This window comes from Aedoeadaptatus coli, from assembly GCF_900343085.1.
GTDB lineage: Bacteria > Bacillota > Clostridia > Tissierellales > Peptoniphilaceae > Aedoeadaptatus > Aedoeadaptatus coli.
Window position 1 is genome coordinate 14,550 of sequence record NZ_OPYI01000009.1, and the last position, 23,053, is coordinate 37,602.

General features: G+C 51.9%; 18 protein-coding genes. 13 read left to right on the forward strand and 5 right to left on the reverse strand.

The features are described 5' to 3' along the window. Positions 1–157 precede the first annotated feature (157 nt). From DG046_RS05880 to DG046_RS05895, 4 genes are all read right to left on the reverse strand, one after another. Complete coding sequence (locus DG046_RS05880) at positions 158–1,516, reverse strand: citrate synthase (RefSeq protein ID WP_108831576.1); 1,359 nt, start codon at positions 1,514–1,516, stop codon at positions 158–160. Next, entirely contained in the window at positions 1,516–2,514 is a 999-nt protein-coding gene (locus DG046_RS05885; protein WP_108831577.1) for an isocitrate/isopropylmalate dehydrogenase family protein, read from the reverse strand. The genes DG046_RS05880 and DG046_RS05885 overlap by 1 nt, the downstream gene beginning before the upstream one ends. After that, positions 2,514–4,424, reverse strand: a complete 1,911-nt coding sequence (locus DG046_RS05890) for an aconitate hydratase (RefSeq protein ID WP_108831578.1) — start codon at positions 4,422–4,424, stop codon at positions 2,514–2,516. The genes DG046_RS05885 and DG046_RS05890 overlap by 1 nt, the downstream gene beginning before the upstream one ends. Before the next feature lie 289 nt (positions 4,425–4,713). Further along, positions 4,714–5,514 (reverse strand): histidinol-phosphatase HisJ family protein, encoded by an 801-nt coding sequence (locus DG046_RS05895; RefSeq protein WP_108831579.1) that lies wholly within the window; start codon positions 5,512–5,514, stop codon positions 4,714–4,716. A gap of 104 nt (positions 5,515–5,618) precedes the next feature. Here DG046_RS05895 and DG046_RS05900 point away from each other — a divergent pair, with 104 nt between their 5' ends. From DG046_RS05900 to DG046_RS05950, 10 genes are all read left to right on the forward strand, one after another. Continuing rightward, positions 5,619–6,179 (forward strand): YtxH domain-containing protein, encoded by a 561-nt coding sequence (locus DG046_RS05900; protein ID WP_108831580.1) that lies wholly within the window; start codon positions 5,619–5,621, stop codon positions 6,177–6,179. 15 nt (positions 6,180–6,194) lie between these two features. After that, a complete protein-coding gene (locus tag DG046_RS05905) occupies positions 6,195–6,689 on the forward strand; it encodes a hypothetical protein (RefSeq protein ID WP_108831581.1) in 495 nt (164 codons plus the stop codon). 379 nt (positions 6,690–7,068) lie between these two features. Further along, on the forward strand, positions 7,069–7,962 hold the full coding sequence (locus DG046_RS05915) for a diacylglycerol/lipid kinase family protein (protein WP_108831583.1): 894 nt from the start codon (positions 7,069–7,071) through the stop codon (positions 7,960–7,962). A gap of 2 nt (positions 7,963–7,964) precedes the next feature. Then, entirely contained in the window at positions 7,965–8,990 is a 1,026-nt protein-coding gene (locus DG046_RS05920) for a LacI family DNA-binding transcriptional regulator (protein ID WP_108831584.1), read from the forward strand. A 98-nt stretch (positions 8,991–9,088) separates the two neighbouring features. Then, complete coding sequence (locus DG046_RS05925) at positions 9,089–9,493, forward strand: FMN-binding protein (RefSeq protein ID WP_108831585.1); 405 nt, start codon at positions 9,089–9,091, stop codon at positions 9,491–9,493. A 9-nt stretch (positions 9,494–9,502) separates the two neighbouring features. Next, positions 9,503–11,170, forward strand: a complete 1,668-nt coding sequence (gene proS, locus DG046_RS05930) for a proline--tRNA ligase (RefSeq protein ID WP_108831586.1) — start codon at positions 9,503–9,505, stop codon at positions 11,168–11,170. 118 nt (positions 11,171–11,288) lie between these two features. Next, positions 11,289–12,836: an S-layer homology domain-containing protein gene (locus DG046_RS05935; protein ID WP_108831587.1), complete on the forward strand. Its 1,548-nt coding sequence runs from the start codon at positions 11,289–11,291 to the stop codon at positions 12,834–12,836. A gap of 84 nt (positions 12,837–12,920) precedes the next feature. Beyond that, positions 12,921–13,640: a phosphatase gene (locus tag DG046_RS05940; protein WP_108831588.1), complete on the forward strand. Its 720-nt coding sequence runs from the start codon at positions 12,921–12,923 to the stop codon at positions 13,638–13,640. A gap of 9 nt (positions 13,641–13,649) precedes the next feature. Next, the gene (gene gltX, locus DG046_RS05945; protein ID WP_108831589.1) at positions 13,650–15,128 is read left to right on the forward strand and encodes a glutamate--tRNA ligase; all 1,479 of its coding nucleotides are present in this window, start codon (positions 13,650–13,652) and stop codon (positions 15,126–15,128) included. A 235-nt stretch (positions 15,129–15,363) separates the two neighbouring features. Next, positions 15,364–15,567 carry a hypothetical protein gene (locus DG046_RS05950; protein ID WP_108831590.1) on the forward strand — a complete coding sequence of 68 codons (204 nt, stop codon included), beginning with the start codon at positions 15,364–15,366 and terminating at the stop codon, positions 15,565–15,567. A gap of 282 nt (positions 15,568–15,849) precedes the next feature. Here the strand turns inward: DG046_RS05950 and DG046_RS05955 are convergent, their stop codons facing one another. Continuing rightward, entirely contained in the window at positions 15,850–17,016 is a 1,167-nt protein-coding gene (locus tag DG046_RS05955) for an iron-containing alcohol dehydrogenase (RefSeq protein ID WP_108831591.1), read from the reverse strand. Positions 17,017–17,132: 116 nt separating this feature from the next. Between DG046_RS05955 and DG046_RS05960 the strand changes: the two genes are divergently transcribed. From DG046_RS05960 to DG046_RS05970, 3 genes are all read left to right on the forward strand, one after another. Beyond that, positions 17,133–17,621, forward strand: a complete 489-nt coding sequence (locus DG046_RS05960) for a prolyl-tRNA synthetase associated domain-containing protein (protein WP_108831592.1) — start codon at positions 17,133–17,135, stop codon at positions 17,619–17,621. Positions 17,622–17,920: 299 nt separating this feature from the next. Then, complete coding sequence (locus DG046_RS09830) at positions 17,921–22,492, forward strand: S-layer homology domain-containing protein (RefSeq protein ID WP_234411469.1); 4,572 nt, start codon at positions 17,921–17,923, stop codon at positions 22,490–22,492. A gap of 136 nt (positions 22,493–22,628) precedes the next feature. Next, a complete protein-coding gene (locus DG046_RS05970) occupies positions 22,629–22,925 on the forward strand; it encodes a type II toxin-antitoxin system RelB/DinJ family antitoxin (RefSeq protein ID WP_234411470.1) in 297 nt (98 codons plus the stop codon). Positions 22,926–23,053: the final 128 nt, after the last annotated feature.

The following is a 23,053-nucleotide window of genomic DNA, read 5'->3' on the forward strand; positions in this document are numbered from 1 at the left end:
GAACCTCCTTCGTTGAATGATACGTCTTATCAAAACAATTGTATGCCTCGTGACTTTTTTTGTCTATAAAATTCTCGACTGCTCATGTATTTGTTTTGTACGTCATTTGACTATTTAAGAAAAGAAAAAATCCCCTCGATGTTGCGAGGGGACGCGTTCAATTTGTGCGGTCGTCCATGGACAGGTATTTTTTCCTGGAATTTAAGTGGACGTAGGCCGGGCGAATGATCTTCTTGTCTTGGACTTGTTCCAAACGGTGGGCGCACCAGCCGGCCATGCGGGCGGTGGCGAAAAGGGGCGTGTAGAGATCCCGTGGAATCCCCAGCATTTGATACACCAGGCCCGAGTACAAGTCGATATTGGCGGTGAGGGGATAGCTCGTGCCGTTTCGCTCCTGCAAAAGGCGGCCGCCGATGTCTTCCACCAGGCGAATGAAATTGTATTGATCGCTGTAGCCTTTTTCTTCGGCCAGGGCCTTAGCCTGAATCTTCAAGAGCTCGGCCCGCGGGTCGCTCAAGGTGTAGACGGCGTGTCCGATCCCGTAGATCAGGCCCTTTTCGTCGAAGGCCTGGCCGCCTAAAATCCGGCGCAGGTAATCTTCGATGTCGTTTTCATTGTGAATGTCCCGCACATTGGATGCGATGTCATCGAGCATGGCGGAGCACATGAGATTGGCGCCCCCGTGGCGAGGCCCCTTCAAGGAGCCCAGGGCCGTGACGATGGCGCTGTACGTGTCCGTCCCCGAAGAGGAGACCACGTGGGTGGCGAAGGTGGAGTTGTTCCCGCCCCCGTGTTCCGCGTGAAGCACGAGCATCAAGTCTAAAATTTTGGCCTCGGCGTCGGTGTAGTCGGAATTTTTTCGGATCAGAGACAGAATCATTTCCGCCGTGGACATGTCGCTGTCCGGGTAGTGGATGACCAAGCTGTCCCCGTCGATGTAGTGTTTCTTGGCCTGGTAATTGTAGGCCATAATCAGCGGCGTCTTGGCGAGAAGGCTCACGCTTTGGCGGAGCACATTGGCCGTGGAGGTGCCGTCGGGGTCCGCGTCGTAGGAATACAGACACAAAGTGGAGCGCATCATTTTATTCATGACGTCGCGGCCGGGCACTTTCAGGATCGTGTCTTCTAAGTAATTTCTCGGCAGATTCCGCTCTTCCCGAAGGAGGCCCTTAAAGAAATTCAAATCTTTTTTCGAGGGGAGATTGCCGAATAGCAAGGTGTAGGCCACTTCTTCGTAGCCGAAGCGATTGGTATTTTTAAAATCCTTCACCATGTCCTTCACGGAGTAGCCCCGATAGAGCAGGTCCCCTTCCATGGGGACTTTTTTGCCGTCGACTTTTTCGTAGCCCGTGACGTAACCGATGCGGGTAATGCCCACGAGGACGCCGGTGCCGTCGGCGTCACGCAGGCCGTGTTTCACATCGTATTTGGCGTAGAGCTCACGATTGATCGTGTCCCGTTTCGTGATCTTTTCCGCCAATTCGTCCAGGCGGTGGTCCATTTTTTGATTGAGCATCACGCACCTACTCTTTCTATTAAAGCCCGTACATAGTCTTCGGTGCTCAGCTTGCCGCCGAGATCCGCCGTGCGGGTATCGGGATCGGATAAGACGTCGTAAACGGCGCGGCGAATCTTTTCAGCCGACGCTCCTTCGCCCATGTCGTCGAGCATTAAACAGGATGTGAGGAGCATGGCCGTGGGATTGGCGATGCCCTTGCCCTGAATGTCCGGTGCCGAGCCGTGGACGGATTCGTAAATGGCAATGTCCTTGCCCTTGTTCATGCCGGGAATCATGCCCAAACCGCCGATGAGGCCGGCGCCTAAGTCGGAGAGAATGTCGCCGTAAAGGTTTTCCGTGACGATAACATCAAACTGGCCGGGATTCATGACCATCTGCATGGCCATATTGTCCACGAGGATTTCCTTCATGGGCACGTCGTAGTCCTTGGCCACCTCCCGAGCCACGTCGAGGAACAAACCGTCCGTGGCCTTCATAATATTAGCCTTTGTTACGACGGTGACGGAGCGGCGTCCGTTGGCCGCGGCGAAGTCGAAGGCCGCGCGAATGATCCGCTCGGATTTGTCCCGGGTGATGATTTTAATGGAGTGGGCCTCGTTTTCGGAGATTACTTCCTCCACGCCGGCGTAGAGATCTTCCGTGTTTTCACGAAAGAGAACCATGTCCACGTCGTCGAACTTCATGGGAAGATCGGCGGCGGGCTTAATGGGGCGAATGTTTTGGTAGAGATCGTATTTCTTCCGAAGCTCCACATTCAGGCTTCTGAAGCCGTGGCCGATGGGGGTGGTAATGGGGCCCTTTAATGCGATTTTATTTCGCTCGAGGGATTCGAAGAGGGCGTCGGGCAGGTAGGTGCCTTCTTTTTCAAAGACCGCCTTGCCCGCGTTCACCTCTTCAAAAACCACGGGCACCTTCAGGGCCTCGAACACCTGCTTTACCGCCGCGGCGATTTCCGGGCCGATGCCGTCGCCGGGGATTAAGGTTACTGTCTTCATTATGCCCTCCTGTTTTTCGTGTAGTTTAAATAGCCGCCTTCCAAGAGCATGGCCTTTTCCCGTTCGCTGAAGTCGCCGACGAGGGGAATGTCCTCGCCGCCGGCGGTTAAGATAAATTCGCCGCTTTCCACGGAGACTTTTAAGTCTTTCATGGAGATGACCTCGCCCTCTTTTAATTTGTCGTAATCGGCGGGATCTTTAAAGACCAGGGGAAGAATGCCCATATTGATTAAATTGGAGCGGTGGATGCGGGCGAAGCTTTTCGCCACGATGGCTTCCACACCTAAATACAGGGGCAAGAGGGCCGCGTGTTCCCGGCTGGAGCCTTGGCCGTAATTGTCGCCGCCGACGACGATGCCGCCACCGTGTTTTTCCGCCCGGGCCTTAAAGTCGTCCACCAAAGTGGAGAAGGCGTGCTTGGAAAGCTCGGGAATATTGCTCCGGTAGGGCAGAAGCTTTGCCGTGGAGGGGCAGATGTCGTCGGTGGTCACATTGTCCGAGGCCTTCAAGAGAATGGTCTTTTCAAAACCGTCTTCCAAGGGGTGTGCCATGGGGAAGGGCTTGATGTTCGGTCCCATCTTCACGTCTTTCGGGCGAAGGGCTTTTTCCTTGGGATAGATCAGGTAATTGGTGGCGTGCTCGTAGTGATCCGGTTCTTCAACTGCATCCACCGAATCCGGCGTGGTAATGTAGCCGGCGATGGCGGAGGCGGCGCAGGTTTCCGGGCCGGTGAGATAGATCTTCGCATCCTTCGTGCCGCTGCGCCCTTTAAAGTTTCGGTTAAAGGACCGCAGGCTCACGGCGCCGGACTTCGGTGCCTGGCCCATGCCGATGCAGGGGCCGCAGGCGCTTTCCAAAATGCGGGCGCCGGCTTCGATCATAATGGCCAGTGCGCCGTTTTTCGACAGGGCGTTTAAGATGGTGGCGCTCCCCGGAGAGATGACCAAACTCACGTCTTCGTGCACTTTTTTGCCCTTTAAGATCTGCGCCACCTTCATCATGTCCGTGTAAGAGGAATTGGTGCAGCTGCCGATGGCCACTTGATCCACCTTCACTTTGCCCAGATCCTTCACCTTTTCGTATTGGTCGGGCAAGTGGGGCTTGGCCACGGCGGGCTCGATGGCGGAAAGGTCGATGTCCAGCACTTCGTCGTAGACGGCATCATCCGACGCGGTGAGAGGCACGTAGGCTTCTTCGCGGCCGTGGCGCTTCAAAAAGGCCCGGGTCACGTCGTCGGAGGGGAAGACGGAAGTGGTGGCGCCGAGTTCCGCCCCCATATTGCAAATGGTGGCACGATCCGTGACGGAAAGATTCTTTACGCCGTCGCCGGAGTATTCCACGATGTAGCCCGTGCCGCCCTTTACGGTCTTTTTCCCTAAAATGGCCAGGATTACGTCCTTGCCGTTGACGCCGGGCTTTAATTTTCCGCTGAGGCGCACGTTCAACACCTTGGGCACTTTCAGGAAGTAGAAGCCGCTGGCCATGGCCACGGCCACATCCAATCCCCCGGCACCGATGGCGAGGGCCCCGAGGCCGCCGGCCGTGGGCGTGTGGGAGTCGCTGCCCACCAAAGTCTTGCCCGGTGCGGCAAACTGCTCCAGTTGCACTTGGTGGCAAATGCCGCCGCCGGGTTTTGAAAAGACGAGGCCGTATTTCGCCGCGGCCGACTGAATAAACTCGTGATCGTCGGGATTTTCAAAGCCCGTTTGCAGCATATTGTGGTCGATGTAGGCCACGGAGAGCTCCGTTTGAATGTCGTCGATGCCCATGGCTTCCAATTGCAAATACACCATGGTGCCCGTGGAGTCTTGGGTCAGGGTTTGATCGATTTTCAATTTAATCTCTTCGCCGGGAGAAAGGGTTCCTTCCAGCAAATGGCTTTCCAATAATTGATACGCGATACTACTCATACAACCTCCTCTATTCCGTTACAAAAACGACAATGCCGTTTCTCGAACCATATAATCGTTAAGTACCAGTATACCTTTTTCTGATTTAAAATGGTAGAGCGTTTTCAAAGTAGATTGTATATTTTATTGTCCATATTGGCAAATAAAAAGGCGACGCGTCGCGCCGCCTTCATAAAGGGAGTGAGAAATGAAAACTTAGAAATAGGCCATCGGTCTTTCCTGATTTCCACAACCAGTATAACGGAGAAATGTTTCCTCGCCGTGGCCTTTTTGTAAAAAAGAGATAAACTTAATCCGCCAGGGGCACTTCCTTCGGCACCTTCTTTTCGAAATAGGTGGCGCAGGTAAAGCCCAAATGAATCAGAAGATTTTTCGCCGATTCGAAATCCCGGCCGATGTGTGCCGATTTATGGCCGTCGGACGAAAGGCAGATCCGCTCGCCCCCGAGATCCCGGTAGAGGCGGAGGATTTCTTCCTTGGGATTGCCGTAGGAGAGTCCCTTGTACTTGCCCGCCGTATTGTATTCGAGGACCAAATCCTTTTGAATCAAATGCTCCAGCACCGCCGCCACCTGATTCCTGTAAAAGGCGAAGGGCGGAATCGCTCCCTTGTCCTGCACGTAGCGGTCCAAGTAATCCATGTGGCCGAGAATGTGATAGCCCTTCGTGTTCGCGGCGGCTTCCGCCATGGCGTCGTAGTAGTTTTTATAAAAAGGCTTCAGATCCCCCTTGTAGGTGTATAAAGTCGAGGCCACGTCCTCGTTGTCCACCGTGTGGAGGGAGCCGATAAAGTAATCGAAGCGATCGTCCGCCATGGCCGGCTCGATCCAATCATTTTTCGCGAGGTTCAATCCCATTTCCGCGCCGATTAAAACGAGCAACCGGTCCTCGTAGCGGGATTTTAAGGGAAGAAGGGTGCGGATGTAGTCGTCGAAGTCGAAACAAAAATCCAATGGGCCGTCCACCCGGTCGATGTGATCGGTAAAGGCCAGGCCGCCGAGGCCCGATCGGATGGCGGCGAGAATATTTTCCTCGCAGTCCGCTTCGGAGTCGAAGGAAAAGCGGGAGTGGCTGTGGGAGTCGATGAGCAAAGGGAGTCTCCTTTCCGTCTATATGAGAAATTTCCGATAAATTGCATACTTTACACCCTGCATGGGTACCATTACAATACTAACTTAAAAACTGGAGGTTGACTATGATTTTTGATTTTATGAGAAGAGAACGTGAACGCTACTTACGAGAAGAACGGGCTAAGAAATTCGCCTTAGGTGCCGCCGTCGGCGCCGCAGCAGGCCTCTTGCTCGCTCCCCAAAGCGGCAAAAAGACCCGCGAAGACATCGCCGATCGCTCGAAAGAATTGGCTGAAAACGCCAAAGACATGGCTCTGGACACGGCCGATGAATTATCCATTCGCGCCTACGAAGCCCAACAAGCCGTTCAAGACACCTACGACGATTTAAAACTTCGCGCCGCTATCAAGGCCGACGAAGTGCGCGACGACGCTGAAATCGCAAAAGCCAAGGCAAAAGCCATCGGCCAAATCGTTCGCGAAGAAGGTGCCAATGTGAAGGGCGAATTGAAAGAATCCGCTAAAGCCGTCGGCGCCGCCGCCAAAGAAGTCGGCGAAGAAACCAAAGCACAAGCGAAAGAAGCGAAAGAACAAGTGGAAGAAAGCGCCGATAAAATCGCCAAAGCGGCAGAAGACGCAGAAAAGAAATCCAAAAAGGTCATCAAAGACGAAAAAAAAGACAAGTAGAACACGGAGGTCACAATGGACACCATGATTAATTTGCACGACCTCTTGCGCTTTCTACTCTACCTTGCGGGAATCGGGGCCCTGGTCTTTTTAATGATCACCCTGAAAAACGTCGCCGGCATTTTGAAGGTCGTCAAAACCAAATTGGAGGCCCACGAAGCCGTCATCGACGACACCATGCAAAAGCTCCCGACGATCACCGATAATGTCACCATTATCTCATCCAACGCCTCCCGCCTCACCACCGACGCCACGGAAATGGTGGAAGTCGTGAAACCGGAAGTGGAAAAGATCGCCTCCACCGTCGGGGATGTCACGGGCACCGTCGACAATGTGGCGCGCACCGTGGATCAAACGTCCCTGAAGCTGAAAAACACCGCCGAGGTGGTTTCCGATTCCATTTCGGACACGGCCAAGACCATCTCCTTCAACGCCAACAATGTGGTGGATTACTTCTATATTATGCGAGAAGTATTGGAAGCATTGAGAGACGTGTTGCGCACGCGGTAAGACAAAACGAGAGAAGCGGTTTTATGCCGCTTCTTTTTTCTTGCCCGAAACGACGCCTCAAGTATAAATGAAGGGCGTTAGAAAAAAATAAAGGCTGTGTAAAAAAGCGTCCCTTAAAAAATCATCGACCGGGAAAGAAAAGAAACGCTTGCCGATGTGTTCCGCGAATTTTGCGGGGAAAAATAAACTCTTTTTCCTGCATGGCGAGGGATTTGCGGCAAAAACGGAATCCATTCCGATAAAAAAGCCCGTTTCTCGGTAAAAAGCACGTTATTTCCCGCGCCCTTCGGGAAAATTTTCCGAACAAAAGGGAAGGAAAAAGCAAGATTCCTCTTTGTGAGATCGTTCCCCATAGCGTATAATAAAGGCGGAGGTTTAAATGGAAAAAATCAAGATTATCGCCAACCCTTCCAGCGGCCGGGAAGGGGCCATTGAAATTATAAAAAAACTAATCGCCCCCTTTGCATCAAAGGGAACGTCCGTGTTACTTAATTTTACGCAAAAAGCAGGGGACGCCCGGGCATTCGCCGCCACCGACGACGGGGAAGACTGCATCATCTCCGTAGGCGGCGACGGCACGGTGAACGAAGTGGTCTCCGGAATGTATGAAGCGAAGCGAACCACGCCTCTCGCCATTTATCCGGCGGGCACGGTCAACGACTTCGCCGAATCCATGGGCATGCCGAAAGATCCCTACGATTTTTACGCCATGATCGCGGATGGAGAAACATGCGCCGTGGACATCGGCCTCTGCGGCGACAGCGCCTTTATTAATGTCTGCGCCGTGGGCGTATTTTCGGAAATCGGCTACAAAGTGCCCGACGAGGCCAAGTCCGCCGTGGGCCGACTCGCCTACTACGCCGAGGGCTTTCGCATGTTTCGCGAGAAAGACTTTTTAAAAAGCGGCTTCGACGTCCATATCGACTGCGACGGCGAGAGCATCGACACCAAGGCCATGATGGTCATGGTGTCCAATTCCAACAGCGTCGGCGGTTTTTCGAAGATCTCCCCGGAAGCCGACGTCACCGACGGCCTACTGGAGCTCGCGGTCATCGAAGAGATGACCATCTCCAAACTTTTGGAGCTTTTCCGCACCATCGGCCTGGGAAAACACATCGACCACGATCACTTCATCTATCGCCACGGAAAAAAGATCACCGTCGAGGCGGATAAGTCCATGCACGTGGACATCGACGGCGAAAAAGGCCCCCGACTGCCGCAAACCATCGAAGTGGTGCCGGGCGCCATTCAACTGATTACAAATAGGAGGTAAGTATGGCATCGACCATTAAAGACGTAGCAAAAATGGCGGACGTGTCCATCTCGACCGTATCCCGCGTCATCAACGACTCCAAACCCGTGAGTCCCGAGGCGCGCCGGCGGGTGCTCCACGCCATCAGCGTATTGGATTACAAGCCCAACGAAGTGGCCCGAAGCCTGGTCACGAAAAAGAGCAACATCATCGGCGTCATCGTCTCCGACGTGGGGAACCAATACGTCTCCCAAGTGTTGCGCGGTGTGGAAGAAATCGGCCGCATGTACAATTACGACATTCTGCTCTCATCGTCCTACGACGATCCGGAAGTGGAAATCAAATTTGCCAATCTCTTCAGCCAAAAACAAGTGGAAGGGATCATCATTATTTCGGAAATTTTAAATCAAAAGCTCCTCTACAAGCTGGACGAATTTAAAATTCCCTGCGTGGTCATCAACCGCTTCTACAATGTAGACGAGGCGCCCACCGTCACCATTAACAACAAGGCCGCCTCCTACAATATGACCGACTACCTGATCAATATGGGCCACAAGTCCATCGGCTACGTGGCCATGCGAAGAGACATGGACCGCACCAACGAAAAATACAAGATTCGCGGCTACCGCGACGCCATGCGGGCGGCGGGCCTGAAGCCCTCCACCCTCTACTGTGAAGGCCTCACCGAAGCCGACGCCTTGGAGCTTTTCGAAGAACACGAAGACGACTTCAGAAAGGGCAAGTATTCCGTGCTCTTCTGCAGCCAGGATCTCATGGCCGTTCACCTGATGAACGTCATGCGGGACCACGGCATGAAGATCCCCGAAGACATGTCCTTCGCGGGCTTCGGCGGAAGCACCTTGTCGGATATCTATCGGCCCAAGCTCACCACGGTCAAAGAGCCCTATTACGACATCGGCGCCGTGGCCATTCGCAAGCTTTTCAAAATGCTGGATAAGAAAAACACGGACAAGAGCGAGGAAATGATCCTTCTGCCCGTGGAAATCATCAAGCGCCAAAGCGTCGTGGATTTAAATGACAAAAAATAGTGGTTCGTCGTCTGTTGACCACCATATATGGTAGAAAATCGGTTATAATGGAAATAGTAGATAATTTGATTGATTCATATAGATAAGGAGCATTTCCATTGAAAAAACTCGCCATGAGTTTGGCCCTTTGCCTTGCGCTCACCGGCTGCGGCAGCTCCCTCAGTTACAGCGCCGAAGAGCCCGTCGCCGAAGAAAATAAATCGGAGCCGGTGGAATTAAGGCAGGAAGGCAGACATTTATTAAAAGACGGCAGCTACGTCTCCACGGGACGGGGCATGGTCGGGGATATTTCCGTCGAAATGCGGGTGCGCGACGGCTTCATCGACCGGGTCAGCGTCGTGGAACACGAGGAAAATGTCGGCGTCGTGGAAGACGCCTTCGATCGACTCGAAAGCAATGTCATTCGGAAACAATCGGCGGATGTGGACACGGTCTCCGGCGCCACGGAGGCATCCTACGGCTTTATGGAAGCCGTGAGAAACTGCATTCGCCAAGCGGAATAGGAGACTCCCATGAAACTGTCACAGTACTACCTGCCCACCTTGCGGGAAGCCCCGGCGGACGCCCGCACCGAAGCCCACAAGTGGATGCTGCGAAGTGGCATGGCGCGAGAAATCGGCGTGGGCCTTTTTACTCTCTTGCCCTACGGCCTCGAGCTGAAAGAGGCCCTGGAGGCGCGGCTTGAAAAAGACTTTTTTAAAGATGGCCTAAAACTTCTCCTGAGCCCCCTTCAACCCCGCGCCCTGTGGGAAGAAAGCGGCCGCTGGGAAAGCTACGGCGCAGGCATGTACAAAGTGGCGGATCGCACCAATCGACAGGCCGCCCTTTCCCCGGAATCGGAGGAAGCCTTTTTGGGCCTCGCAGGCGGCGAATTAAAAAGCTACAAGCAGCTGCCTCTCTTTCTCTACGAAAAGGCCACGCGCTACGAAGACGTGCAAAAGCCCGCAGCAGGCCTTGCCGATGCCCGGGCCTATTTTGTCGTGGACGGCATGCGCTTCGATAGGGACATGGACGAAGCCGAGGACTTTTTCGGCGAAGAAAAAAGGCGCGCCGAAAATATTTTAAACGATCTGGGGATCGACTACCGGGCCGTGGATACGCCGGGCGCCCTCGTGTACTACGCTTTGGCGGAGGGCTACAAAGAGGTGCTGGCCCTCGACGGCGAATCCGCTTACATCGCGGGTGAGGCCCCCATTCGCTATCGGCTGCCCGAAGGCGAAGCGCCGAAAGAAGCGGAGGATGTCTACACCCCCGATGCCCGCACCATAAAAGATTTAAGCGACATGCTCGGGATCGAGCCTGCCCGCTGCACCAAGGCCGTGGACCTTCGCGTCGACGGCGAGCCCGTCTTTGTTTTCGTGCCCGGGGACCGGGAGCTGAATCAAAAGAAGCTTGAAAAATACTTAGGCGTGAGCGGGGATAAAATCGACATGCTCGATGAAGCGACCATTCTCGCGCTGGGCACCTTCCCCGGATTTACCGGGCCCGTGGGCCTCGGGGAAAAGGCGCGGATCATCGTGGACCGCGCCGTCACCGCCATGGACAATGTGGTGGTGGGCGCCAACAAAGAAAACTACCACATTAAAAACATCAACTACGGCAGGGACTTCGAAGGCGAAGTGGCCGACGACCTTCTCGATGTCGCGGAAGGCGACGTCTCCCCGGCCGGCGAGCCCTACACCTTCCGCGAGGCCTTTGAAGTGGCGCGGATCAAAAAGCCGAGCGCGGCCTTTTCCGACGTCATGAAGCTGGGCTTTTTAAACGACGAAGGCAAGGAAGCCCCCTATATTTCAGGTGGCGTCACCTGGCGCACCGGCGCATTGATGGCGGCGGTTTTGGAAAACCATCGGGACGACGACGGACCGAACTTCCCCCTTCACCTGGGGCCCTACGACGTGGCCGTCACCGTGGCCAATGTAAAAAAAGAAGAGCAGATGCAATTGGCGGAAGAAATTTACCGCGCCCTTGGAGAAAAAGGCGTCGCCGTTCTTCTCGACGACCGCAACGAGCGCGCCGGCGTGAAATTTAAAGACCGCGACCTCTTGGGCATTCCCCTGCAACTCACCGTGGGAAAAGATGCCGCAGAGGGCGTGGTGGAATTAAAGCGCCGAGGCGGCGACATGGAAAAACTTCCCGCCGAGGATGCCCTTGAGCGCATCGCCGATGCATTAAATCATTAGAAACGAACCTCGCAGCGCGGGGTTTTTTCTAATTCTGCGGAAAATAAGGAAAACTGTTATGAAAACGTAACGGCGAGGGAACTTTGTATCGTTTATAATAGACGGAAGGAGGGATTTTATGAAACGCAGAATGTGCACCCTTTTGGCCCTATTGCTGATCTTTACGTCCACGGCGGTCTACGCCGCGGAAGATATTCAGAGCCGACTGAACCTTCCGGCGACCTATAAGCAAAAGGCATCGGACCCCTACGGCATGGAACTGAACATTACCCTGCCGAGCGACTACCAGAGCAATCTAAAGACATTTTCCCTGTCTTTTCTCGTGGATAAAACCATCCACATCGACAAAGCCACCTTCGTCGGCGGCCTCACCGACAACGACTACCGCCTCATGTCCACAAAAACCGACAGCTCCAAGCAAGAAATCGTCACCTTGGTCATCCCCGACGTGAAGGCCTTGGCGAGTCGCGACTTCACCCTGAAAATGAGCGGCAAATTTAAAAAAGGCGTAAAAAACGTGGACCAAGTCACCATGTCCTACGTCATCGCCACGGTGGATAAACAAGGCAAAAACCATAGCGTGCAAAAAGACGTCACCAGCGACACGGGCAAAGGCGCCCCGGTCGCGCCGAGCGGGAAAAAATCCACGGTGGATCCCATCGCCGAAGGCGCAAACACCCTGACCGGCACCGCCACGGCCCGCGCCGGCGTGCGCGTCTATCGGGGCAAGACCCTGATCGGCCGCGGCCTCGCAGACAACGACGGCCGCTTCAGCGTCGTCATCAATCCCCAGCCCGTGGGCACGGCCCTGCGCTTTCTCTTCACCACCAAAGCAGGCGAGGAAGAAGTCATGGCCACCGTCGGCGAAGGTGCGGGCGGAGCAGACGCCGCCCCCTACACAGGCGACAAGAAAAAAATCGACGACTACCTCCGCGTCCTCACCTCCGTGAACATGCACGGGCGTGAGAAAGTGGATCAGCTCCAGGTCAACGCCGCCGTGGCCACCGGGCAATTTATCCTGGCCAAAGAAGATGCCGGCATGACGGACATCGCCAATGCGGAGAGCAGTCTTTCCGAAGCCATGAAAGTGGCCCGGCCTCCCTTTGTCACCGGCTACCCCAACGGCACATTCAAGCCGACAAAAGCCATGACACGGGCGGAAGTGTCATCCGTCATCGCCCGCATCGCCAACGGCAACAAACCCGTGGCCGGCTACACGTCCTTTAAAGACGTGGACGACAGCCAGTGGTTCGCCGCATCTGTGGGCTTTATGGAAAAGCGCGGCTTCATCTCCGGCTACCAAGATGGCAGCTTCAAGCCCCATCAATCCATTACCCGGGCGGAATTCGCCCGCATCCTCGCCGCCTACGCCGGCCTGGAACCCACGGAAGGCAATTCCTTTACCGATGTAAAGAAAAACCATTGGGCCAAAGGCTACATCGGCGCCGTCGGGCAGGCGGGGCTCATGAACGGAAACGGAAAAGGCCGCTTCAATCCCTCGGCGAAAATCACCCGCCAGGAAGTCTGCGCGGCACTGAACAAAGCCCTGGAGCGCAAGCCCGACAAAGACTTTTTGGATACCTACGGCAACAATCCCTTTAAAGATGTCAACAAAAAAATGTGGAGCTACTACGACATCCTGGAAGCCACGGGCCAACCTCAATAAAGAGAAGCCCGCGGGCTTCTTTTTTTGCTTTTTGTTCCCGAGAATCCCCTGTGCTATAATAGAAACGTTAAGAAAGGAGGCACTATGGAACTATCAATTGATCTCCACACCCATACCATCGCCTCCGGACACGCCTATTCGACGCTGAGAGAAAACGTCGCTTGGGCCCGGGCGCGAGGCCTTCGAATCATCGGCACCAGCGACCACGCCATGGCCATGGCCGGCGTGGAAAACAACGCCGTATTCGACAACTACCGTGCCGTGCCCCGCGTGCTGGACGGCGTGGTGGTCCTTTGCGGCGTCGAAGCCAACATCGTCGACGTCGACGGCACCATCGACATCCATCCGGACCGGAAAAAATTGGACTACGCCATCGTGAGCCTGCACAAACAGTGCTTCACCCCGTCGAGTAAAGAAGAAAATACCGACGCCGTGATCAACGCCTGCAAACACCCGCAGGTAAAAATCGTCGGCCATCCCGACGACGCCCGTTTCCCCTTGGATTACGAGCGCCTCAGCGATTTTATCGTGGAGCGGGACCTGTTTTGTGAGCTGAACAATTCGTCGCTGAAGAAAAACGGCCCTCGCATCGGCGCAGAGGAAAACCTGCGCGTGCTCCTGGGGCTCGGAAAAGAAAAAAACATGAAAATCATCGTGGGAAGCGACGCCCACATGGACGTGGACGTAGGCAATTTCGATTTGGCGAAAGCCCTTATAGACGAGCTGGACTATCCCGAAGAGTTGATCGTAAACACTTGGGAGACCGACCGTATACTTCACGCATTTGAACTAATGGAAAAATAAGGAGGAACCATGGACAATGTACGGGTGCGCTTTGCCCCATCACCCACGGGCTACTTGCACATCGGCGGGCTGAGAACCGCCGTCTACAACTACCTTTACGCAAAACAAAAAGGCGGAAAATTCCTGCTCCGCATCGAAGACACGGATAGAACCCGCTTCGTGGAAGGCGCCATCGAAAACCTGATCCGCTCCCTGAACTGGGCGGGCCTTGAAATCGACGAAGGCGTCATGATGAAAGACGGAAAAGTCATGGAAGAAGGCGACTGCGGCCCCTACATCCAATCCAAGCGACTGGATATCTACAAAAAGTACGTGGATCAGCTCCTGGAATCCGGCCACGCTTACTACTGCTTCTGCACCAAAGAGCGGCTGGACAATCTGCGCGAAGGCCAAAAAATCAAAGGCCAAGTGCCCCGCTACGACGGCCTCTGCCGCTCCATTTCCCTGGATGAAGCCAAAGAGCGCATCGCCAAGGGCGAAGAATACGTCGTGCGATTAAAGCTGCCCCACGACGAAGACATCACCTTCGAAGACGAAGCCCGGGGAAAAATCACCATTAACACCAACGAAATGGACGATCAGGTCCTCATGAAAAGCGACGGCTTCCCCACCTACCACATGGCCGTCGTCGTGGACGACCACCTCATGGGCATCACCCACATCATCCGCGGAGAAGAATGGCTGCCCTCCACGCCCAAGCACGTGTACCTGTACCAAGCCCTGGGTTGGGACGTGCCCACCTACATTCACCTCCCCGGCGTCTTAAACAAAGACCACAAAAAACTCTCCAAGCGCCAAGGCGACGTGTCCGTGGAAGACTTTAAAGGCCACGGCTACCTCCCCGAAGGCCTGGTCAACTACCTGGCCCTCGTGGGCTGGTCCCCGGAAGACAATCAGGAAATCTTCTCCATGGACGAACTCATCGAAGCCTTCGACACCAAGCGCATCGCGAGAACCGGCGGCGTCTTCGACGTGAAGAAACTGGACTGGATCAACAGCCACTACATGAAAGAACTTTCCGCCGACGAACTTCTCGACATGGCCATGCCCTACATCGAAAAAGCCGGCCTCTTTACAAAAGCCGACGCGGAAAAAGACCCTGAACACTACCGCGTCTTAATGGAAACCATTCAAGACGGTCTGGATCGCCTGGAACAAGTCCCCGAGGCCTGCGGCTTCCTCTACGACGACTACGAAGTCACCGAAGAAGACGCCCTGGAACAAATTAATTCCGAATCCGCCCCGGCGGTCATCGACGCCCTGGAAGAAATCCTGAATGACATGGACGCCATCTCCTTGGAAGATGCGGGCAAGCTCATGAAGCAAGTGCAAAAGAAAAGCGGCGTGAAAGGCAAAAACCTCTACATGCCCGCCCGTGCCGCCATGACCGGCAACGTCCACGGCCCGGAACTTTCCAACATCATCTACCTCTTAGGCAAAGACGAAATCTTGAAGCGATTGGAAAAAGCAAAGAGTTACAGAAAATAAAAAGCCGCGGCAAAAAGCCGCGGTTTTTATGTGGAAAAGTGGTTGTTTCCAAAATGGAAATAACCGCTTTTTGGTTCGCAGACGAGAAATCCAACTGTTGCAAAAAATGCAATAGTTCAAAAAATGTTATTGAAAACAAAATCTACTCGATAGGATACTCCTTTAAACTTTAATGCTTTGAAAATAGATACGAATGCAAATACGATGAATAAGGAGAATTGAAAGGAGTGAGACGATGATAAAACAAAACGATGAAAAGAAAAAAGAATTCGAACGCTCGATTCACCCGGGCGATCGCTTTGATTCCTCCAATAGAAGTTTAAATCGAACAAATGAAGAGACCCTTTCCGCAATAAAAGAGGGAAGAAGAATCGCCGCCGACGAAGACGTCCCTGCTTACAGGACCGTGGATGAATTGAAAGCCGACCTTGAAAAATAAAAGTGGTTGTTTCCAAAATGGAAATAACCGCTTTTTGGTTTAGAAATAGCGAACGGAATCCAACCATTGAAAAAATGCAAGAGTTTAACATGAGGTCGCGAAACTTTGCTATAATAAACCTGACAGAACCTCTCCACGCTTAATGTAGACTTCCTGCATGCGGACCATGGAGAGGGCTTTTTATTTTTAGGCGAAGAATTAAAAGCGGCTCTTGAAAAATAAAGCCTGAAACACCATTCCCACCAAAAAAGCTGCCCATCCCGAGCAGCTTTCTTTTTATGCTTATAAACAAGCCTTGTAAATGGCCAAAATATCGTCCTCGTGTAGATCCACAAAGCCGCGGACCACGCCGCCGGCATGGTCGGCACAGGCCTTGGCCATTTCCGCCAAATGTTCCTCGCCGATGCCCACTTCCTTCAAACTCATGGGAATCCCCATGGACACGAAGAAATCGTAGAGGGCCTCGATGGCCTCATTCGCCGCATCCACATCGTCTTCCGAACGAATATCGAAGACCCGGCGGCCGAAACGGGCGATCTTCGGCGCCGTCTTGGCACTCAACACGTGGCGAAGCCAGCGCGGCGTTAAAATCGCGAGACCCACCCCGTGGGTAATGTCGTAGAAAGCCGAAAGCTCGTGTTCCATGGGGTGCACGCTCCAGGCCTGGGGCTTGCCCTTGCGAAGAAGCCCGTTAATCGCCCAGCTCGACGCCCACATTAAATTGGCCCGTGCCTCCAAATCCTCGCCGTCCTTTAACGCCGCGGGACCGGCGTGGCGGCAGGTGCGCAATACCCCTTCCGCCATGGAATCCTGCACAAAGGCACTGTCGTCCACGGTGAAATAATTTTCCATGGTGTGGCTCATAATGTCCGCCGTGCCCGCCGCCGTGTGGTAAGCATTCACCGACACCGTGTAGGCAGGATTCAACATACTCGCCTTGGGAAGCACCTTCGGACTGCCCCAGCCCAGCTTCTCCTTCGTCTCGGGATTCGTAATCACCGATCCCTGATCCATTTCAGAACCCGTGGCCGCCAACGTGAGCACCGTGCAAATGGGAAGCGCACCCGTCACCTTCGCCTCGCCGATCACGATCTTCCAGGGATCCGCCGCAGTCAGCGCCCCCGCCGCGATCAGCTTCGCCGCGTCGATGGTGGAGCCGCCGCCCACGGGCACGATCACATCCACCCCTTCCTTCTTCACCAGGTCGATCCCCGCACGCACACTTTCAACCCGGGGGTTCGGCTCGATGCCTCCGTGGTCCACCGTCTTCACCCCGGCGGCGTGAAGGGCCGTGGTGATCTCCTCGTAAATGCCGTTCTTCTTAATCGAGCCGCCGCCGAAGACAATCAGCGCCTTCTCCCCGTAAGACTTCACCGCCTCGGCAAAAGCCCGGGCCTGACCCGTTCCGAAAAAAATCGTCGTCGGTACCGAAAAAACAAAATTATCCATACATCCTCCTTTAATTGCCTTTATAGATATAATCAAATTATACCCGATTCCCGCCGCTGCGAAATAAAAACGTGGTGCCGGCCGAAGTCGGGTATATAAAAACAAAGGAGGAAATCATGAACAAACAAGCCATCTACGACTTCCTGGACGAGAAAAACATCCCCTACGAAGTCACCGAACACGAAGCCGTCATGAACATGGAAGAGCTGAGCAAAGTGGATCTCCTCTACCCGGGCCGCGACGCCAAAAACCTCTTCGTTCGCGACGATAAAAAGAAAAACTACTACCTCATCACCGTCTTCGGCGACAAGCGCGTGGACCTGAAACAATTTAAAGAAAAACACAACACCCGCCGCCTTTCCTTCGGAAAAGAACAGGACCTGAAAGACAAACTCGATCTGGAACCCGGCGCCGTGAGCCCCTTCGGCCTCCTAAACGACGCCGAACACGCCGTGCACTTCTACCTGGACAAACAATTCACCAAAAACGGCGGCATCATCGGCATCCACCCCAACGACAACACCGCCACCGTGTGGCTTAAAGCCGAGGACTTGGTGAAGCTCATCGAAGACGCCGGCAACCCTGTTCATGTCGTATCCATTTAAAGAAAAGAGATTTCGAGGGCAGCTTATATTACTAAAAATAACTCAGAAATATTCGAGAAGAAAGAAGCCTTTCTATGGAAATTAAATGTCAACAGTGTTACACTTAGGTTGTAAGATTCTGTGCACAAGTAAAGGGCAAAAGCCTTTTGTCAGAAGGAGTGATGCAATCCGAGTGAATAGAATGCTGTGAAGGATTCGGCCCATGCCGAAGCGTTCATAAAAAGAAAACGGTTGCGTAAAAAGTCGAAAGACGGACTTCACAAACGGTACGAGAAGAAATTAAGTGGAAAGGAGAAATCATGCAGAGCAAGAAAACCTTTGCTACCCGAGCCATCGCTTGGGCACTGGCCTTCGTCATGGTATTTACCATGATCCCCTATGGCGCATTTGCACAAGGGGAGCCGACGCCTGCACCGACAGAAAAAACCGGTGTAGAAGCAGCGCTTCCGGAAAATAGAAAACCAAAAACTAACTGGGATGAAGAGGCAGGAAAAGGTGACGAAAGAAACTGGCCTGTAGACATTGCAGGAGGTCAAAGACTTGTTAGGGTTAGAACAACTGAACCGACACAAATCACTGACCTCAACTATGACGGCACCTATACCAATGCAAATGGTAGAGATGTTATCAAGCTTCTTTATAAAGAAAAAACTCAAGCTGTTTCAGGTGTATGGTACAGGATGGTTCTGAAGTTTGACAGCAAACTTTTCAATCAAATTGATTGGAATGCATCCTACGCAGAAGGAATGGATGCAAAACAATACAAATTTTCTGATGCTAAGGGAAAAAATGAGAAATGGCTAGACCTTGGCTTAATGACAGGTGCTAAGGCTCAATCTAGACGTAACCTACCAATCCATCTTGTCTTAAAAGACGGGACAACGATAAAAGCTTTGGGAGAAGAAAACTACTCTGTACAAATGAGACTTATGGACGATAAGTTCAAAAGAATTTATGCCATGGCTCCAAAAGGCTCATCCATGGACTACACTACCTATACAAAGAGTACGACAATCCCATTAGCCAATGACATTGATATGGCATTTTACAAGGGTGGTAAGGCTCAATCCCTTCCTTATGCCCTTCAAAATGGATTCTTCTCTTCATTTGTAGCTAATCCAACTGAAAATAAGGAATTGGCGTATATCTATAACAATTATAAGGAAGAAGACTTGGCATCACTTGCTGTCTTAAGTACTCAATACCAAGCACAACGTTCAGTAGGAGATCCGAAAGATGAGCAAGAGGGAAAACCGGCAGCTTATGTTCAAATTTTTGATGCAAGCTTTGTTGATTATCTAAAACCTGACAAGAATGGCAATATTGCCTATACCAATGTTCTTAATTGGTCAAGAAAAAAAGCAGGTGATAAAGTCGTAAATGTTGGTATCAAAAAAGAAAATATAAACTACAAGCTTGACGAAAATGGCAACAAGAAATTTGCCTATGTCGTTTTAGCATCATCTAAATATCAAAACAAAAATACTGAAAAAGTTGTTAGAGTTCATAACGACAACTTCTGGGCAATTCTAAATTATTCAGAAGGTTATATAACAACTGTAGATTATATGGTAGACAAGAATAAATTTGCCGATACTTTCAAGAGCTCAGGCAAAAACAAGGTAGACTTCCCTATTATGTCCGGATGGGTAGACTCAAACCCCAATGGTTGGGCAGTTTACGAAAGAACCTTTGATAAGGACATGGTCTTACCAAAAGGATACAAGTCACCAATAATAGATACCGGAGTAGATATTAAGAATGACGGAGTATTATTCCAAGTAGGCGACCCGAATGATGCCTTAGTAAGAAGACCTCAAGGTTATTACAACGGTGATGCTGCAGGTATAGGTGGACTTGACCAAATCACCAAAGAAGCAATAACAGGCCAATATACCTATACTCTAAGAGAAGGAGCCACCATCAAAAAAGGTGATAAGGTTAGGATACTTCTACAAGACTATGGAAAAGAAAATGTATCTGTAAACTTCTACAACCTAGAAACAGGTACAGAAAGAGATAAATCTAAGCCTGTCCTAAGTCTTGGTGAAGGAGGCCTTGGAACAAATAAAAGAAGAATATTAACAACCCATATCTATAAGGACTACAATAAAGATAGGGGATATTACAAGGTTAGATATACTCCTAAAGGAAAAACTGAAGAAACTTCCTTTGAATTTAAAATAGTTGGCAAGGGCATTGTAAATTGGGAAGCAACAGATAAAAATATGATTACAGGTGCTCCTAACACGGCTGTTACACCCGCCCAAGGTAACTTCCAAATCGATCTAGGCAAGGTAGAACCGGGTACAAATTTAATTATCGAGTCCTACAACTCTAAGGGCGAACTTCAAGAAGGCGAAACAGCCTCTATGACATTTGAAAAGTTCGACAGAGTTGACAACTACACAGACTTGGCATGGCTTGACTTAATGGACAATATGTCTTTACTGACTCTAAAGAAATCACTCTACCGTCCTTACCAAGAAATGTTCACAAATGACTATGCTATGTCTGAAGAAGGACTAAAAGACAATCAAAAGATCAACCAAATCTACAGAGACCCAAGATCATTACCAACTACAGAAGAAGCTTTCAAACACGATACTGAAAGTGTCCAAGGTTTTTCTAGATATGACGGGGGTAATGTAAGGGTACTTTATGTAGACAAAGACGGTAATCGCTATGTAGCTAAGGCAAATGCAGCTGAAAATGAATACGGCAAAGATGGAAACCTCACAAAAGATGCTACCAAAGAAGTAAAAGTATATGATAAAAATTACAATGCCTTCCCATATGAAGTATTCTTAAAGCAATTTAATCCGGAAAGATCAGCTCCGGTTACAGGGGAAACATTCAAGCTTTACAAGGACATGAGATTCCTAGCTAACACATCTGATGGATCATCAGTGGCATCAGACTGGTTAGAAAACAGAGTTAAAGCAAGAGTCCTATTTAATGCAACGGACGGTGCATTTGCAGGAGACAAAAAGCAAGAAGTTAAAATCGTGCCGGACAACGTCAGATTCTACGAAGAAAAAGGCTACACAGCCAACGGCTTCGAAGGCGCAAATGTAGCTGAAAATACCGGCGATGAATTCCCTGCGAACCCGACAGCCACCGGAAAAACATTCCTCGGCTGGGTAACCGAAGCAGGAAAAACCGCACTTGGAGATAAGACTGTTACAACAGCAGCTGACTTTGATAAACTGACTGCAAATACTGAAAAATTCACTGCTGAAACACCGGTAGAAAGACATTTGGTTGTTTACGCAGTGTGGACAGAGGAACAGCTTTCGCAAGCCGACACCATCGATCCGAAGATCCCGGCAGACAAGACCCCGGTTGTAGACAAAAAGAACTTAACGCAAGACGAAAAAGACGCCGTTAAGAAAGCCATCGAAGATGCCAACAAAGACGATCAAGGTAAGAGCACCTTACCCGCCGGCACCGAAATCACCGTAGGCGACGACGGCACCGCAACCATCACCTACCCGGACAAATCCAAAGATACGATCGCAGGCGATAAGCTCGTCGAAGAAAAAACACCGACGCAAGCCGACACCATCGATCCGAAGATCCCGGCAGACAAGACCCCGGTTGTAGACAAAAAGAACTTAACGCAAGACGAAAAAGACGCCGTTAAGAAAGCCATCGAAGATGCCAACAAAGACGATCAAGGTAAGAGCACCTTACCCGCCGGCACCGAAATCACCGTAGGCGACGACGGCACCGCAACCATCACCTACCCGGACGGTTCCAAGGATACGATCGATGGTGACGATTTAGTCAACCAAGAAGGTCAACCGCCCACCGGCAAGACCACTATTGACGACAGAAAGATTAACCCCGTCAAACCGACCAATGATTCCCAAGATACGGGCATTGACGTCAAGAATCCCGATAAGGATACGAAGGTAACCGCCAAGGACGAAGACGGTAAGAATGTACCTGCTAAGATCGACGAAAACGGCAATGTGTTCGTCACGCCGGGCACGAATGTGGACGGTCCGATTACCGTGACCATTAAGGATTCCGACCTGCCGTTCGGCCGGAAGGTAATCGAAGTTCCCGTCGTTGGCCACAGAGCAAATAGAGACGACAACGGAAGCAACTCCGGCAACTCCGGCAACAGCCACTGGTTCGTTCCGGTGAATCCGGGTTGGTCTTCCACTGACAACAAGGTCGACACGAAGGATCAAAAACACGAAACAGCGATTCACAAGCTGTATATCTACGGCTACGAAGACAATAGCTTCAAGCCCGAAGGCAATATGACCCGTGCCGAAGCGGCAGCCATGCTGGCTCGTTTGCAAGGTTTGGATCTTTCCAACAGTGCACGACCCGGCTTCATCGACGTACGCAGCGGCTGGTACAACGCAGTGATTAACGCGGTTGTGAACGCCGGTTATATGAAGGGTTATCCCGACGGCACCTTCCGCCCCGACGGCAAGATCACTCGTGCGGAATTTGCACAAATGATCAAGGCCATCGACAAGGCAAACATGGGCATGGCACCCTTCGCCGATGCAAAAGGCCACTGGGCCGAAGCGGCGATCAACCAAGCCTATGCCAACGGACGCATCAACGGTTATCCGGACGGTACCTTCCGCCCGAACAACCACATCACTCGCGCCGAAGCTGTTAAGGTATTTAACAAGCTGTATGACCGCAGTGTCGGCCTTACGGGCTTGCGCGATGTCATGACGCACATCGTTCCCTTCAGCGATGTCAATGCAAGCCACTGGGCATATTACGAAATCATCGAAGCATCCAACACCCACACCTTCTACCGCACCGAAAAAGGCAAGGTAGACGAAACATGGGTTATGTTGAATCAAACCTGGAAACAGGCTTCAGCAAATCGCTAAGGCCATTGAAAAGGAATCGAGCGCAGGCTCGGTTCCTTTTTTGTGTGCTCTTCTCCCGGGTGGTGCACGGATAAGAAACGATTGTGTTGACATTGTAAATACACAGGGACTATACTGAAAATAAGGGGGGGTGATTATGGCAAAATCGGCGAATGTCAATGTGCGCATGGTGCCCGAAGTAAAGAGCGAAGCGGAAGCCATTTTAAAGGAAATCGGCTTGGCGCCTTCTGCCGCCATCGAACTTTTTTATCGGCAAATTATATTAAAGCGCGGGCTTCCTTTTTCGGTTGTATTGCCGGAGCCCTCGCCGGATGCGGCGAGTTTATCGAAAGAGGCGCTTTTGGATCTCTTGAGAGAAGGGATCGGGGATTTGGACGTCGGCCGGTCGGAAGAAGCGTCGGCGGTGTTCTCTCGTCTCCTTGATCAACGATGAAGCGATATTCGGTTTTTCGAAGCATAAGGAATCGAGCGCAGGCTCGGTTCCTTTTTTGTGTGCTTTTTTCCGCGGGCATTTCGTTGCGGGTTTTTTCTAAGAACAGATGCCGACCGCTCCGTTTTTTT

Bases quoted from the DNA above. Each gene is read 5' to 3' on its own strand.
- DG046_RS05880 (WP_108831576.1), bottom strand. From the start codon at position 1,516: ATGCTCAATCAAAAAATGGACCACCGCCTGGACGAATTGGCGGAAAAG.
- DG046_RS05885 (WP_108831577.1), bottom strand. From the start codon at position 2,514: ATGAAGACAGTAACCTTAATCCCCGGCGACGGCATCGGCCCGGAAATC.
- DG046_RS05890 (WP_108831578.1), bottom strand. From the start codon at position 4,424: ATGAGTAGTATCGCGTATCAATTATTGGAAAGCCATTTGCTGGAAGGA.
- DG046_RS05900 (WP_108831580.1), top strand. From the start codon at position 5,619: ATGATTTTTGATTTTATGAGAAGAGAACGTGAACGCTACTTACGAGAA.
- DG046_RS05905 (WP_108831581.1), top strand. From the start codon at position 6,195: ATGGACACCATGATTAATTTGCACGACCTCTTGCGCTTTCTACTCTAC.
- DG046_RS05915 (WP_108831583.1), top strand. From the start codon at position 7,069: ATGGAAAAAATCAAGATTATCGCCAACCCTTCCAGCGGCCGGGAAGGG.
- DG046_RS05920 (WP_108831584.1), top strand. From the start codon at position 7,965: ATGGCATCGACCATTAAAGACGTAGCAAAAATGGCGGACGTGTCCATC.
- proS (WP_108831586.1), top strand. From the start codon at position 9,503: ATGAAACTGTCACAGTACTACCTGCCCACCTTGCGGGAAGCCCCGGCG.
- DG046_RS05935 (WP_108831587.1), top strand. From the start codon at position 11,289: ATGAAACGCAGAATGTGCACCCTTTTGGCCCTATTGCTGATCTTTACG.
- DG046_RS05940 (WP_108831588.1), top strand. From the start codon at position 12,921: ATGGAACTATCAATTGATCTCCACACCCATACCATCGCCTCCGGACAC.
- gltX (WP_108831589.1), top strand. From the start codon at position 13,650: ATGGACAATGTACGGGTGCGCTTTGCCCCATCACCCACGGGCTACTTG.
- DG046_RS05950 (WP_108831590.1), top strand. From the start codon at position 15,364: ATGATAAAACAAAACGATGAAAAGAAAAAAGAATTCGAACGCTCGATT.
- DG046_RS05955 (WP_108831591.1), bottom strand. From the start codon at position 17,016: ATGGATAATTTTGTTTTTTCGGTACCGACGACGATTTTTTTCGGAACG.
- DG046_RS05960 (WP_108831592.1), top strand. From the start codon at position 17,133: ATGAACAAACAAGCCATCTACGACTTCCTGGACGAGAAAAACATCCCC.
- DG046_RS09830 (WP_234411469.1), top strand. From the start codon at position 17,921: ATGCAGAGCAAGAAAACCTTTGCTACCCGAGCCATCGCTTGGGCACTG.
- DG046_RS05970 (WP_234411470.1), top strand. From the start codon at position 22,629: ATGGCAAAATCGGCGAATGTCAATGTGCGCATGGTGCCCGAAGTAAAG.